Raw genomic sequence first — 13,789 nt, 5'->3', positions numbered from 1 at the left:
GACCTCAGCCGCGATTGCGGCTGAGAGCTTTGCTACCAAGTTCGAACGCCAGCATGCCAATCGCCATCGCGGCAATAAAGCCGACTGCTTTGCCGCCGCCAAAAGTTAGCGCAGCGATGGCAGGGCCCGGGCAAAGACCGACAAGCCCCCAGCCCATACCGAATAGCACGGCTCCAATCGCGATTTTTGCATCGATTTCCCGCTTCTGCGGCAGCTGAAACGTCTCCCCGAGCAAGGGCTTTTTCATCGACCAGACCAGCCTGTAGCCGATGAAGGTCACAATCACAGCGCCGCCCATGACGAAGGCCAGGGACGGGTCCCAATTTCCGGCTATGTCGAGGAAGGCGATGACCTTGGCGGGGTTCACCATCTGCGAAATGACGAGGCCGAGTCCGAAAACGATACCGGCAACAAGGGCGCTCAAATTGCGGATCATGACGGGGTACCTCCGGTCAGAAGCCTGACAGCGGTAACGGTCGCCATTCCAGCTCCCATAAAGATGATAACGGCAACCAGCGAGCGAGCTGACAGGCGCGACAGGCCGCACACGCCGTGCCCACTCGTGCAGCCGGAGCCAAGCCGGGTTCCGAACCCGACCAGAAGTCCACCTGCAACGACAATCGGCCAGCCGGCTTGCAAATCGAATGCCGGCATATGATTGGTCGCGATCAGATAGATCAGCGGCGCACCGACCAGGCCGACCACGAAAAAGAGGCGCCAGAGCCGATCGCCAGTACCGGCGAACACTGTGCCGGAAAACAGTCCGCTGATACCAGCGATCCTGCCATGCAGGCCCATGAGCAACACCGCTGACAGGCCTATAAGCATGCCGCCCAGTGTAGCGCTAACCGGCGTAAAGTTTTCCATATTATGGCCTCGTTTCGCTGGGGTGGACGCGACGTATGATATGCGTCAAAGATACGTCGCACCAGATTGATAAGGAAGAGATGCGTAGGTGCGGACTGCGTCTTCAATATTTAGGCAGCAGATTGCTGGTTTTGATGAACTATTCGCAGACTGCGACGTTTTTTCTTCAATCAAGGGTGACCGGCCCATACCTCACGCTGGTTTAAGGTTGGAACGGTAAGGCTGGGTGTTTGATGGCAGTGAGCGAGACCAAAGAACTGGAAGCGGCCGTCGCGCGGCTCAAAAACGGCGATAAGGACGCGCTCAAGCGGCTTTATTATCTCACCGCGCCTCGTGTTTACGGCAAACTTCTGGCGTTACTCAAAACACCTCAGCTTGCACGTGAAGCGCTTGTGGCAACCTACAATCGAATTTGGACGGATCGGGAGGCAATCCCCGTAAAAACTGCAGATCAAGTCCACTTTATTTCTGCAATTGCGCACCGCTGCGCCCTCGCAATACGTTTCAAGAGTAACAATACTGTTTCGATATTAGGCAGCCTGGCTGCCCAGCCAATGGATGAAAGGGAAGGCAATGCATCGCACTCGCTTCAGTCCATGGATGAAGCTGACCGGCAAATGCTGACAGCAGCCTATCTCCAGTTTGAGAGTGTTGAAGCCATCGCAGAGCGAATGGGGCTCAGCCCCGATGCTGTGCGTGGGCGGCTCGCCACACTCGCAGGACGCGCGGGGGCCGAACAATGAGCGATCAATCCACATATCGCCAGGAACTGGCCAGCGCGTTTCTACTTGGACATGCCAGCGACCAGCAGGTCACAGAGTTCGAAGAGCTCTTTCAGAAAGACCCTGAATTCCGCGCCATGGTTGGCGATATGGAACAGTTTCTTGCGCCGCTGAGTACGCTCACGCCTGAAGCTGAGCCGCCGGAAGGTCTGCTGGATGAAATCATGGCTTCGATTGGTGAGGAACCAGCCCCGCGCGTGGCGCCGGCGGCAGTAGAAGCGCCGGTTCGGTCCCACCAGAGAACGCCGGCGACGCATTCTGCGAGGTCGGCGCCGCAGCGCCCATGGCAAATCGCAACGGCTGCGGCCGTTGCAGTTGCGGCCATATCTTTAGGATTTCATGCTGTGCCAGGCGCCGAGGTTCAGTCGGCCGAGACTCAACCAACAGCGCGCGAAGAGTTGCTGGCGCTGATGTCTGGAGAGCAAACGCCTAACGTTGTTGTGCTGCTATATGACAAGTCGAGCAATAAGATTACCGGGCGCCTGGCCAATACCAGCCTTCCCGAGGATGGCGTTTGGGAGCTGTGGTTGCTACGCGAAGGTATCGATGCGCCTCAGTCGCTTGGTCTGTTGCAGGAACTGTCCGAAAGCGGCAGCATAAATCTGTCGATTGCAACAGAACTCGCCGCCGGATCTGATACTTTGGCAATCAGCGTCGAACCCCAAGGCGGGTCGCCAGAAGCGGGCCCAACAGGACCGATCATCTTCACGGGCAAGGTAAATTCTATCTAGAGAACTGAAAGCGTTAGCGTTTGGACTGTGCGTCTAACAGCGCGGCTTGGCTGGTCAAATCTTCAGATGACCGCACCAACGCTCGAAACCGGCATGTCGTCACGAAGCTTTTTGAGGCCTCGTCGGATCCATCCCTTCACAGTGTTCGGTGACACGTCGAGTGCCTTGCCGATTTCCGTACAGGACATCCCCTGAATGACATTCAGAGAGATAGACATGGAAACGTGTTGAGGCAGCCTGGACAGATGCTTTGCCAATAGGCGTCCGGCATGACTGTGACGCGTGCTCTCTTCGGGGCGCACCGCATCATCGACCAGCGTGTCCTCGATCATTTCGGTTTCCGGCGCGCGCGCTTTGGACCGCAGGCGGTCGAGACCGCGATTTCGCATGATGACCAGCATCCAGGTGAAAGGTTGGCCCTTTGACGCGTCAAATTTCGATGCGTTCTTCCAGATCGAAACATAAGCTTGCTGAACGACGTCACGAGCCGCCTCAGCATCTTTCAGCTGGTTGGTGACAATGGCCATGAATTTCGGGGCGGTCAGTTCGTAAATTGTCTGAAACGCACGCTGGTCGCCTGCTGCGCAGCTTTGCAGAGCGACCTGCAACTTCTTGTTTAGTTCAACATAGTCCGCAATCGGCATGCTGCTCCCCGTCATCTTCAGCAGCTGAACTAGTCTGATCTGAATAAAGAAAAGGGCACTTCGTAGAGAATTTTTGAAATTTTTTGGCCGGGTTCATACGCGAACTCGCCCAGATCGACCGTTTTTACTGCAGATCGCGAACTATAAAATCCTTTAGATATTTTTGCACCCGCGCGTCGTCCCTCAACGTATCTGGGTTCGACAGGCGTGGACCGGTCTCACAGTGCGACAGTCCAGAACATGCCGGTCCCGTAAAACAATAAGGGAAAGCAACTGATGAGATTTTCAAACCTGACCAAGACGGTGAGCACAATTGCGCTTGCTGGCGCTGCGTGGGCGACGATGCCGCTGCTGACAGCGGCCGCGGATGCGACGCCAGACTGTAATACCGGTGACGTCGACGCGACGTCGCTTGAGTGCGGCATCAACGCTAATGCTGATGGCTCTGACGCTCTCGCGGTTGGGACAGATGCTAATGCGGTTGGAACGTCCACGACTGCAGTCGGCGGCGAATCCAATGCCGTTGGAACCGCTGCAACGGCTTTTGGCTGGCAGGCATCAGCCACAGCCGAGCGCGCGCATGCCTTCGGCCACCTCGCTTCGGCGTCCGGTGTCCGCTCGCTCGCTGTCGGTGAAGCTGCCAACGCGATGGGCCTGGAAAGCGTCGCGATCGGCAATCTTGCAATGGCCAATGGCGTGGATGCGGTTGCGATTGGGACCGAAGCCTCTGCGACCGGCAATTCCACGACAGCGGTTGGCGGTGAAGCGGTCGCGAACGGGACTGCGGCCACGGCATTCGGGTGGCAGTCATCTGCCACAGCCGAGCGCGCGCATGCCTTCGGTCATCTCGCTTCGGCGTCAGGTGTTCGCTCCCTCGCTGTCGGCGAAGCTGCGAGTGCCTCTGGCCTTGAAAGTATCGCGCTAGGCAACCTCGCCGTGGCAAACGGCATCGATGCGGTTGCGCTCGGCACAGAGGCAAACGCTCAAGGGCCATCCACCACAGCAATCGGCGGTGAAAGCCTCGCCAATACGCCGGGTGCGTCCGCGTTTGGCTGGCAGTCACAGGCAACCGGCGCCATGGCGACAGCCGTCGGCCATCAGGCAACAGCGTCGGGTGATCAGAGCTTTGCGGGCGGTGAAGACTCCATCGCATCGGGTACGAATGCGATCGCCATCGGCAATACGGCTCAGGCAACTGGCGGCGACTCCATCGCGATCGGTGGTAATCGCGACGGCGCGACGGGTCGTGCGACCGTGGCGAGCGGCCCATCCTCAACAGTTGTCGGCGGTCAGGCCCTCGCAAATGGTGCGGGTACGAGTGCCTATGGTTGGCGCTCTGAAGCCACCGCTGAACGCGCACAGGCTTTCGGTCACCTTGCATCAGCATCCGGCGTTCGCTCACTTGCGATCGGTGAAGCTGCTGCGGCCTCAGGGCTTGAGAGCATCGCACAGGGTAACCTCGCTTCAGCATCAGGTGTCGACGCGATCGCGATCGGGACAGAGGCCGTGGCCAACGGCAACTCCACGACAGTGGTCGGTGGTGAGGCCCAGGCCGTCGGCACTGCAGCAACAGCTTATGGCTGGCGCTCAGCGGCAACTGCCGAACGCGCGCATGCCTTCGGTCACCTCGCCAACGCATCGGGCATTCGTTCGACCGCCGTCGGTGAAGCCGCGACAGCCAGCGGTTTCGGCGCAGTTGCACTCGGTAACCAGACAGTGGCTGCTGGAGCCAACTCGATTGCCATCGGTAATGGCGCGACCGCCATGTCCGACAACCAGATCGCTATTGGGGGCTCAACGGCCACCTATAACTTCAGCGGCCTGAATTCGGCTGCCAGCACGGCGGCTCAGTCCGGCGAAATTGGCGTGGTCACGACTGACCGCGATGGTAATCTCGCCGCAGACTATTCCTTCTCAGCTGGTCTTGCTGCCAATACCGGCCTGATCACCGCGAATACGGCGCTGATCCAGTCCAATACGGACGCCATCAAGGACAACACGGCAGGCATCGCAGCGGCGATTGCGCTCGACACGCCTTACGTGCCTGAAGGCAAGAAGTTCGCGATCGGTGGCGGCTATGGTTTCTATGATGATGAAGGTGCCGTCGCGATGGCAGCTGCCTTCCGTCTGAACCCGACCTGGCAGCTCAATGCAGGCGTCACCACCGGGGTCGACCGCGGTGAGACCGGCGGCCGTATCGGCTTCCAGGCCGCTTGGTAAGCACGGACTTTCTGCCTCTCAGGCAGGTAGATAATAGAAACCCCCGCATCCACTGGGTGCGGGGGTTTTTGTGTCGGTTCTGACTTAGACGAGACGGTGTCTACTTGCCTTGCCAGACGGGGGCGCGCTTCTCCAGGAAGGCGCGCGGGCCTTCCTTGGCGTCTTCGCTGGAGAAGACGACAGCAGCTGCTTCGCCCGATGTCTTCCAGAGCTCTTCTTCGGTGCCGTCATATGCCTGACGGGCCACTTCGAGGCTCTTGCGGACAGCCAGCGGCGCGTTGACCGAAATCTGGCTTGCGAGGGCATGCGCTTCGCCCATCACCTCACCGGATGGTACCATCCGGTTGATGAGTCCAAGCTGATACATCCGGTCAGCAGGCAGAGGGTCTCCTGTCGCGACGATTTCGAGCGCCACATTGCGGGGCAGGGAGCGCGGCAGACGGAACACGCCGCCCGCGCCGGCATAGATGCCGCGCTTCACTTCCGGCAGGCCGAAACGCGAATTATCGGCGGCAACAATCATGTCGCACGCCAGGGGCAGCTCGCAGCCGCCAGCCAGCGCGTTACCGCGGACAGCAGCGATCCATGGCTTCGAACGCGGATATCTGACGAAGCCGGCAAAGCCGCCTTCCTTGGTCGACAGGGACTGGGCGTTGCCCTTTGAAATTTCCGAAAGGTCGGCGCCGGCACAGAAGGTTGATTCCAGCGACGATGTGAGGATGACGACGCGCACATCATTGTCGCGTTCGGTTTCTTCACAAATCCAGCCGAGGGCTGACGCGACAGCGCCGTTCACGGCATTGCGTTTGTCTGGCCGGTTCAGCGTGACGACAGCGACGTGATCCTTTACCTCGTAAAGGACTTCCTCGCCTACGCTTGCGGGTTTGTCTGACATGATTTCCTCGCTCTTTTTCTGGTCGAATTCATCGCCTGAAAAAGCATGCCGCGAAGAACGCGACAAGTCTTACGCCGGGGCATGTGGAATAGCTGCAGGCCGCTAATCTGAAACCTGGGGCTCAGGCCGCATTGTGCTTGTTCAGTGGGGTAACCTCGGCGTCCGTACTTGCAAAACGCTGACGAGAAAGCGGTGTGCCTGCGTCTGCTGGCGGTTCGGCGCAGACAATCCGGTCACGACCGCGTGCTTTTGCTGCGTAGAGGGCGCAGTCAGCGGTTGAATAAACTTCGCTGAAGGACGTCACCCTGCCAAATTCGGCAATACCGAAACTCGCCGTGATTTTTTCACCTTCGGGCAGAGCGCTCACCTCAAGCGTCGTCAACGCATTCCGCAGCCTTGCAGCAAGACGGCGTGCACCTGACGTTCCGGTACCGGGCAGGAGGAGACAGAATTCTTCGCCACCGACCCGGCCTGCGATGTCGGCGCGCCGGGTCTGGCGTGTCAGAAAATTACCGAACGAGCGGATCACCTCATCGCCAGCGGTATGTCCCAACCGGTCGTTGATACGTTTGAAATGATCGAGGTCGACCAGGATCAGCGTCGCGGCCGTGTCGCCATTGCGCCCGTCGCAGAAGCGCTCGACGCTGTCTTCGAATGCCCGCCGGGTCTTCAGGCCGGTGAGAAAATCATGGTCGGCGTCGTCGCGAACGGCTCGCAGGCGCTGCATTACACAAACTGAAATAAGCGCGCCGCCAACAGCGATGACAGAAAGCGTGCTCAACATCGTCATGGTCAGCCAGTAGGCCGACGCAAAGAAAGTGTCCGCCGTGATCAGACGTCCATAGACCGTCGCCGTTGAAATCACTGTGAAATTCACGATGCAAAGCGAATAGGCCGACAGGACAGCTGTTCCAGACCAGGAATGACGCGATATGCCCCAAAGTCTAAGCGTACCAATAGTTAGCATGGAACCGTGGATCATGTTCAAAACGAGGATGCGCAGGCCAAGATCACCCGACATCTGTTGAATGGCCAAGGCGCATACGACGCTGGACACCCCCAATGCCCCCATCGTTGCCCAAGGTGTGCGCCGCTGAAAGGCAAGACAAGCACCGTGGACAAGCAATGTAATCCCGATTGCGTAAGCGCCATTGTTCAGCGCGGCATTCGCGAGCGAGCCCTTTTCGAGAACATAATGGTTCAGCGTGAAACCGATGACGCACATCAAAAATGCGGCGGCAAATGAAAGCGCCGCCTGATCCTTGCGGTTGTAATACCAGAAGGAAAGAAAGATCGCGCTCATACATCCGGCAATCGCCGGGATCGAAAGTCCGATGATGGCTGCCTGGCTCAAACTCACGTCCCCGAATAACGTCTAGGCGCAAGCAACTAACAGGTTAGTCGTAAGAAACAGTATATTTTTGAAATAAATTGAGCTTCGCGCGTGTCGCCTACAGCCCCAGATTACCCCCGAGGCGTGAGATGGCATGAACGAAATTGTTTGGCGCATTCATTTCATCTGCGACCGTCTCGCTGACATTCGCTAGCATCGCGCCCTGCCTCTATGATTTTCATCATGCCCGCAGAAAACGCCAATGCGGTGAAGCGCGTCCCCGGTGCGAGGCTCAAGGGCGCAAGCGGCTTGATAAAATGACCAGCTTGGAGGACAGCTGAACGCTCCAAATGCAACGCGACAGGACTTTCGCCATGCCTGAAGACACCACACAAGACAGTCCCTGGTGGAAGGGTGCGGTCATCTATCAGATCTATCCGCGCAGCTTTCTTGATACCGATGCGGACGGCATCGGGGATCTGGCCGGTATCGTGAAAGGGCTCGATCACGTCGCAGCCCTCGGCGTCGACGCTGTCTGGCTATCGCCATTCTTTACCTCGCCGATGAAGGACTATGGCTACGACGTTGCAGACTATTGCGACGTCGATCCGATGTTCGGCTCCCTTGCAGATTTCGACCGGCTCGTGGCCCGCGCGCATACGCTTGGCCTGAAGGTCATTATCGACCAGGTCTATTCACATACCTCCGATCAGCACGCCTGGTTTGAAGAGAGCAGGGCTGACAGAACGAACCCGAAAGCCGACTGGTATGTCTGGGCAGATCCGAAGCCCGATGGCTCGCCGCCAAACAACTGGCAGGCCGTTTTCGGCGGCTCTTCCTGGGAGTGGGATGCCCGTCGCCAGCAATACTATCTGCATAATTTCCTGGTCTCGCAGCCGGACCTGAACCTTCACAATCTGGAGGTGCAGGACGCCCTTCTTGAGACGGCGCGCTTCTGGCTTGACCGGGGTGTTGACGGATTTCGCCTGGATGCCATCAATTTCGGCATGCATGACCAGCAGCTGCGCGACAATCCGCCGTCCGGCATCGCAATGGAGAACGTAACGCGTCCGTTCGATATGCAGGACCATATCTACAACATGTCCCAACCGGGCGTTCCGGCCTTTCTCTCTCGCCTGCGCAGCGTGCTGGATACCTATGGCGAGCGGTTCACTGTGGCTGAAGTTGTCGGGGCCAATTCAATCAATGAAATGAAAAGTTTCACTGAAGGCGAGACGCATCTCAGCTCCGCCTACAGCTTTGACTTTCTGTACGCCACGACGCTGTCGCCAGGCCGCATCAAACGCTCTCTGCAGGAGTGGAGCGGTCGTCCGGGGGAGGGCTGGCCGAGTTGGGCATTTTCAAATCATGATGCACCAAGGGCCGTTTCGCGCTGGGCTGACGAGTCACAGCGCAAGCAGGCGGCTGATACGCTGATGCTTCTGCTGCTGTCGCTGCGCGGCAATGCCTTCATCTATCAGGGCGAAGAGCTTGGTCTGCCGCAGGCTGACGTGCCGTTCGAGCATTTGAAAGACCCCGAAGCCATTGCCAACTGGCCCCGCACGCTTGGCCGCGATGGGGCTCGCACGCCGATGCCGTGGCGGTCTGGCGCGAGCAATTCGGGCTTTTCTGAAGCGGTTCAGCCTTGGCTCCCCGTTGATCCGCGCCATGATCTTCTGGCCGTCGATCAACAGACCAATGTTTCAGGCTCCAGCCTCAGCGTCGCGCGCGCGCTCATTGCGATCCGCAAGTCATCGGATGCCCTCCGTCTTGGTGAAATGGAGTTTCTGGATACGCCAGATGGCGTGGTCGCTTACAAGCGGGTGCACGGCGACGCGGTCATGATCTGCGTCTTCAATTTATCCGAACGGCCGGTGAGCTACCTGCCGGTCCAAGCTGCGGATCTGGAGTTCGTGGTGGATCAGACCGGCGCTGCTGAACCGGGCGCCGTTATTCCTGAAACGCTCTCCCCCTGGACGGGCTATTGGGCCACGCTCAAAGATCATTCTGCCGGCTGACGGCCCGCTGTCTCTGCTTCTTTCAGCTCGTCTTCCAGGGCGCGTGTCTCAGTGACGCGCGCCTTGCTTAGCTGCGCGATGCCGAGATAGATCACCGGCGTCAGGAACAGGGTGAAGATACCCGCCAACCCGAGCCCGCCGAACACGACCCAACCAATTGAGTTGCGTGCCTCAGAGCCTGCACCTGAAGACAGGATCAGCGGCAGCGCGCCCAGCACAGTCGAGATCAACGTCATCGCAATCGGCCTGGCGCGGAGGGTGGCCGCTTCGAAGACGGAGTCTTTCACGCTCTTGCCTTCACCTCGCAACTGATCGGCAAACTCGACGAGCAGAATACCGTTTTTGGCCATCAGACCGATCAGCATGACGAGACCGATCTGCGAATAAATGTTGAGCGAGACGCCTGTCAGAAACAGCGCATACACCGCCGCTGCGAGCGCGAACGGCACGCTCAGCATCACAACAACCGGGCTGGTAATGCTCTCGAACTGCGCGATCAGCACCAGAAGGACAATCACGAATGCAAAGCCATAGGTCAGCAACAGGTCATGATTGCTTTCCTCCAGCGTTGCAGCCTCCCCCTGCAGCAGCATGTTGATGCCGTCGGGCAGGGTCTCGCGGCCAAGGCGTGTGATCTCAGCAATCGCATCAGCCAGCGGCGCGCCGGGCAGCGTGTCCATTTGCACTTCGATGGCGCGGCGCTGCTCTGTACGGTCGAGCTCTGCGGCGACCCCTTCTTCCGTGATCGTGGTCAGCGTCGAGATCGGCACCAGATTACCATTTGTGGACCGCACGAAGAGATTGCTGAGGTCGCCCGGGTCGCGGATAGTGCCTGTCTCAGACTCCAGAATGATCGGGATGGACTGATCATCGACATTAAGGTCAATCAGGTCCTCGCCATCAACCATTGCGCGCAAAGTCACCGATAACTCGTCGAGCGGAATATTGAGGTCTGCTGCGCGCCTGCGATCAATCGCTATCGAGAGCTGCGGCTGTGTCGGTTGGTACGAGATTTCAGGGTTCGACAGGATCGGATTGTCTTCGATCAATGCCGACAATTCCCGCGCAGCGGCGTAGATTTCGTCATAATTGCTGCCCGTCAGGGCAACCTGCAGCCCGCCGCCGCGCCCCCCGAACCCACCTGACAGGCTAGATCGGCCGAACACTGATACGCGTGCGCCGGGTATGTTGGACATTGGTCCCTGCAGCTTCGAAATCAGCTCCTGTTGGCTGATATCGCGGTCTTCCCAGGGCGCCAGGCGCGCGGTGATCCCGATCCGGTTTGGGTCATACCGGCCGACAATGGTGAAAAGCGCGTCGATTGTGCCATCGTCGACATAGGGTTGCAGGATGGCTTCCATCCTGTCGGCTTGCTGGTCCATATAGGCGAGGCCAACCCCATCAGGCCCGGTGGCAAACACTTCCACCACACCGCGGTCTTCAGGCGGCACCAGTTCCTGCGGCAGGGAGAAGAAGAGTAATCCGGCACCAATCGCCGTCAGCACGGAAACCAGAACCACGACGAGCGGAAAGCCGAGGCAGAAGCGCAGCATTCGCTCATACAGCCGCAAGACCTTGCGGCCGAATTTCTCAAGATAGCTGTCCTTTCGATCCGCTGGGTCGCGCGCGACGAAGCGGAACTTTGACGCAATGGCAGGCGCAATGGACAGCGCAACAAAGGATGAAATGATCACCGCCAACGACATCACAAAGCCGAACTCCCGGAACAGGCGTCCCGTGGTCGATGGCAGGAAAGAGATCGGTACGAAAACGGCGACCAGGACGGCCGTTGTTGCGATGACGGCGAAGAACACCTGTTGGCCGCCCAGCACGGCGGCTGCCCGTCGGCGAATGCCTTCGGACTGTTTACGCTGAATGTTCTCCAGCACCACGATCGCATCATCGACGATGAGACCGGTGGCCAGCACCAGAGCCAGCAAGGTCAGCAGATTGATCGAAAATCCGAGGGCCCAGATCCCCGCCACGGTGCCGATCAGTGATATCGGAATGGCCACGGCCGGAATGATGGTCGCCTTGAGCGAGCCAAGAAACAGCCAGATCGTAGCAACCACGATCAGCACCGTGATCAGCAGGCTGGTCAGAACTTCCTCGACGGATTTCTCAATAAAGATGGCTTCGTCGGACGTCACGCGCAGTTCGATGTCGTCGAACCGGCGATTGAGCTGGGCGACCTTGCGCTTGGCCGCTTCCGATATCTGGATCGTGTTTGATTGGGCCTGCCTCACCACGCCAAGACCAATGACCGGCGAACCATTGAGGCGTAGAAAATTCTCTGCGTCCGCTGGGCCGAGCACAACCTCAGCGACATCGCCGATTTTCGTGTTGCCGCGAATGTAGATGTCCTTGATCAGGGCGGGCGTTGCGGCCGTCGCTTCGGCTCTGACGATCAGCTCCTGGCTCTCGGACCGAAAGCTTCCAACGGGCACGTCGAATGGGGCTTGTCGAAGGGCGGTTGCAACATCGGCTATGGTCAGGCCAAATCGGTTAAGCCGCAGCGGATCGATCAGCACACGCATCTGGCGCTCGCGCGTGCCAAATTGTTGAATAGTTGCGACCCCATCAATCGACTGGAATTCTGGCGCAATATCGTTCTCGATGATGCGGGTGAGTTCTTCTTCGCTATACGCGTCAGAGATCACCGCAATCGTCAGAACGGATTCGCCTCGAGAGTCCGCCTTGGTGACAAACAGATTTTCGACGCGCTCCGGTAGCTGCCGTGTGACGCGGCTGACGGCTTCGCGGACGTCTGACGCGGCCGTATCGAGGTCCACGCCAGGATTGAACTCGATGCGCATGCGCGCGCTATTCTCTTCACTGGATGAGCGGATTTCCCGGAGGCCTGAGACGCCCGCCACGGCGCCCTCAAGAATACTCGTGACTTCGGAATCGATTGTTTCGGGGGCACCCCCCGGGAGGCTGGCCTGCACGGACACGATAGGCCGATCAACATCCGGCAGCTCGCGAACTTCGACACCAAGAATGGCGGCGAGGCCTGCGATCACGATCAGCAGGTTGAGGACCATCGCCAGAAGCGGTCTACGGACCGAAAGTCCCGGAAGGCCTGCGCCAGGAGGCGTCATGGCTGCGCTGCCGCGTTTCCGCCCGGTCGGGGGCCGGTTGCCGTCGCGGCCGGCGCCGAGAGATCGCTACGGCCGGGCGTTGCAACGGGTACGCCTTCGCGCACCTTCTGCACACCCTCATCAATGACCCAGCTGCCTTCGGCAATATCGGCCTTGACCAGAACCTTACCGTCATCACGGCTGACGATGGTCACGCCAACCCGTTTGGCCCGGCCATCTTCCACCGCCCAAACAAAAGCGCCGTCACCGCCCCAGACGATCGAGGCTTCCGGCACGGATGGATAAGACTGTCCCGGCAGGTCAAACCCGATCCGAAAGCTCATGCCGGGCCTTAGATTGTCCTCGGAATTATCGATTGAGGTCCGCACAGTGTAGGCGCGGGTCGTTGCGTCGATAGAGCTGTCGACCGTCATGACCTTGGCCGAATAGCTCGCTTGCGGATTTGAGAAGGGAAACACGTCAAACGCGTCTCCCGGCTTGATACGGCCAAAGGTCTGTTCGGGCACTGGAAAGTCGACATACAGGATTTCACGATCATCAATGCGGGTGATGACGGTATTGGTATTTATCCGTGCCCCCGGATCGATATCGGTGAGGCCAACATAGCCAGAGAAAGGCGCTCGCACGACGCGGTTGGACAGGGCGTCGCGGGCAATGGAGAGGTCGATCCCAGCCGCATCATAGGCCGCCTGGGCGCGATCCATTTCGTTAGTGGAGATCACGCCGGGCGTCGAAACCTTGTTGTAGCGCTCAATAACGCGTTCGGCATTCTTCAGGGTGACCTGCGCCTGCCGTTCAGCCAGTCGCTCTGCATCCGACTCAAGGCGCAGTAAGACGTCGCCCTTCGTCACCTTGTCGCCAGCCTCGAAATTGACTTCCACAACTTCACCAGCCGTTTCTGGGTAGATCGTCGCCGAGGAGCGCGCGCGCGCCGTTCCGACGGCCTCTATTCGTGTCGTTTCCGTGCGATAGCTGACCTGATGCGGAATAATCTGGACCGCGCGTTCGGTCCGCGCGGCAGGGGCCGTCTGCTCCTCACTGCCGCATGACGACAGCACGAGCAGGCCTGAAATAAGCGCAAGGGCGATTTTAACGTCTGTCACATCAAGTCCTTGTTGCACCGGTCTGACGTCGTCAAAGATAGCAGATAGTTGCGAATGTCGGGAAGGCTAATGCCCGGTGAGGCAATATGGCCAGA

Annotated in this window: 11 protein-coding genes; 4 read left to right on the top strand and 7 right to left on the bottom strand. The window is 58.9% G+C overall.

The window, feature by feature from the left end; all coding sequences use genetic code 11:
• Positions 1 to 4: 4 nt before the first annotated feature.
• Positions 5 to 436, bottom strand: coding sequence for a DUF6691 family protein (locus B8783_RS08300; RefSeq protein WP_084419710.1), 432 nt, complete (start codon positions 434 to 436; stop codon positions 5 to 7).
• Positions 433 to 867 (bottom strand): YeeE/YedE family protein, encoded by a 435-nt coding sequence (locus B8783_RS08295; RefSeq protein ID WP_084419709.1) that lies wholly within the window; start codon positions 865 to 867, stop codon positions 433 to 435. The genes B8783_RS08300 and B8783_RS08295 overlap by 4 nt, the downstream gene beginning before the upstream one ends.
• A 233-nt stretch (positions 868 to 1,100) precedes the next feature.
• On the opposite strand from B8783_RS08295, the gene B8783_RS08290 reads away from it, so the two are divergent.
• Positions 1,101 to 1,610, top strand: coding sequence for an RNA polymerase sigma factor (locus B8783_RS08290; RefSeq protein ID WP_084419708.1), 510 nt, complete (start codon positions 1,101 to 1,103; stop codon positions 1,608 to 1,610).
• Positions 1,607 to 2,380, top strand: a complete 774-nt coding sequence (locus tag B8783_RS08285; protein WP_084419707.1) for an anti-sigma factor — start codon at positions 1,607 to 1,609, stop codon at positions 2,378 to 2,380. Before B8783_RS08290 ends, B8783_RS08285 begins: the two co-directional genes overlap by 4 nt.
• 62 nt (positions 2,381 to 2,442) lie before the next feature.
• On the opposite strand, the gene B8783_RS08280 is transcribed toward B8783_RS08285, so the two are convergent.
• Positions 2,443 to 3,024, bottom strand: coding sequence for an RNA polymerase sigma factor (locus B8783_RS08280; protein ID WP_169711743.1), 582 nt, complete (start codon positions 3,022 to 3,024; stop codon positions 2,443 to 2,445).
• A gap of 276 nt (positions 3,025 to 3,300) precedes the next feature.
• Between B8783_RS08280 and B8783_RS08275 the strand changes: the two genes are divergently transcribed.
• On the top strand, positions 3,301 to 5,244 hold the full coding sequence (locus B8783_RS08275; protein WP_084419705.1) for a YadA C-terminal domain-containing protein: 1,944 nt from the start codon (positions 3,301 to 3,303) through the stop codon (positions 5,242 to 5,244).
• A gap of 100 nt (positions 5,245 to 5,344) precedes the next feature.
• On the opposite strand, the gene B8783_RS08270 is transcribed toward B8783_RS08275, so the two are convergent.
• Together B8783_RS08270 and B8783_RS08265 are read right to left on the bottom strand one after the other, a co-directional pair.
• A complete protein-coding gene (locus B8783_RS08270; protein WP_084422001.1) occupies positions 5,345 to 6,139 on the bottom strand; it encodes a crotonase/enoyl-CoA hydratase family protein in 795 nt (264 codons plus the stop codon).
• A 121-nt stretch (positions 6,140 to 6,260) separates the two neighbouring features.
• The gene (locus B8783_RS08265; protein ID WP_139792303.1) at positions 6,261 to 7,493 is read right to left on the bottom strand and encodes a GGDEF domain-containing protein; all 1,233 of its coding nucleotides are present in this window, start codon (positions 7,491 to 7,493) and stop codon (positions 6,261 to 6,263) included.
• Positions 7,494 to 7,846: 353 nt separating this feature from the next.
• On the opposite strand from B8783_RS08265, the gene B8783_RS08260 reads away from it, so the two are divergent.
• Complete coding sequence (locus B8783_RS08260) at positions 7,847 to 9,490, top strand: alpha-glucosidase (RefSeq protein WP_084421999.1); 1,644 nt, start codon at positions 7,847 to 7,849, stop codon at positions 9,488 to 9,490.
• On the opposite strand, the gene B8783_RS08255 is transcribed toward B8783_RS08260, so the two are convergent.
• Together B8783_RS08255 and B8783_RS08250 are read right to left on the bottom strand one after the other, a co-directional pair.
• A complete protein-coding gene (locus B8783_RS08255; protein ID WP_084419703.1) occupies positions 9,475 to 12,591 on the bottom strand; it encodes an efflux RND transporter permease subunit in 3,117 nt (1,038 codons plus the stop codon). The genes B8783_RS08260 and B8783_RS08255 overlap by 16 nt on opposite strands.
• Positions 12,588 to 13,694: an efflux RND transporter periplasmic adaptor subunit gene (locus tag B8783_RS08250; RefSeq protein WP_084419702.1), complete on the bottom strand. Its 1,107-nt coding sequence runs from the start codon at positions 13,692 to 13,694 to the stop codon at positions 12,588 to 12,590. The genes B8783_RS08255 and B8783_RS08250 overlap by 4 nt, the downstream gene beginning before the upstream one ends.
• Positions 13,695 to 13,789: the final 95 nt, after the last annotated feature.

This window comes from Henriciella litoralis, from assembly GCF_002088935.1.
Lineage (GTDB): Bacteria > Pseudomonadota > Alphaproteobacteria > Caulobacterales > Hyphomonadaceae > Henriciella > Henriciella litoralis.
This window is presented reverse-complemented; position numbering and strand designations above follow the sequence as displayed.

Coding starts and splice junctions, on each gene's coding strand:
- B8783_RS08260 (WP_084421999.1), top strand. CDS start 7,847: ATGCCTGAAGACACCACACAAGACAGTCCCTGGTGGAAGGGTGCGGTC.
- B8783_RS08285 (WP_084419707.1), top strand. CDS start 1,607: ATGAGCGATCAATCCACATATCGCCAGGAACTGGCCAGCGCGTTTCTA.
- B8783_RS08290 (WP_084419708.1), top strand. CDS start 1,101: ATGGCAGTGAGCGAGACCAAAGAACTGGAAGCGGCCGTCGCGCGGCTC.
- B8783_RS08295 (WP_084419709.1), bottom strand. CDS start 867: ATGGAAAACTTTACGCCGGTTAGCGCTACACTGGGCGGCATGCTTATA.
- B8783_RS08300 (WP_084419710.1), bottom strand. CDS start 436: ATGATCCGCAATTTGAGCGCCCTTGTTGCCGGTATCGTTTTCGGACTC.
- B8783_RS08275 (WP_084419705.1), top strand. CDS start 3,301: ATGAGATTTTCAAACCTGACCAAGACGGTGAGCACAATTGCGCTTGCT.
- B8783_RS08280 (WP_169711743.1), bottom strand. CDS start 3,024: ATGCCGATTGCGGACTATGTTGAACTAAACAAGAAGTTGCAGGTCGCT.
- B8783_RS08270 (WP_084422001.1), bottom strand. CDS start 6,139: ATGTCAGACAAACCCGCAAGCGTAGGCGAGGAAGTCCTTTACGAGGTA.
- B8783_RS08255 (WP_084419703.1), bottom strand. CDS start 12,591: ATGACGCCTCCTGGCGCAGGCCTTCCGGGACTTTCGGTCCGTAGACCG.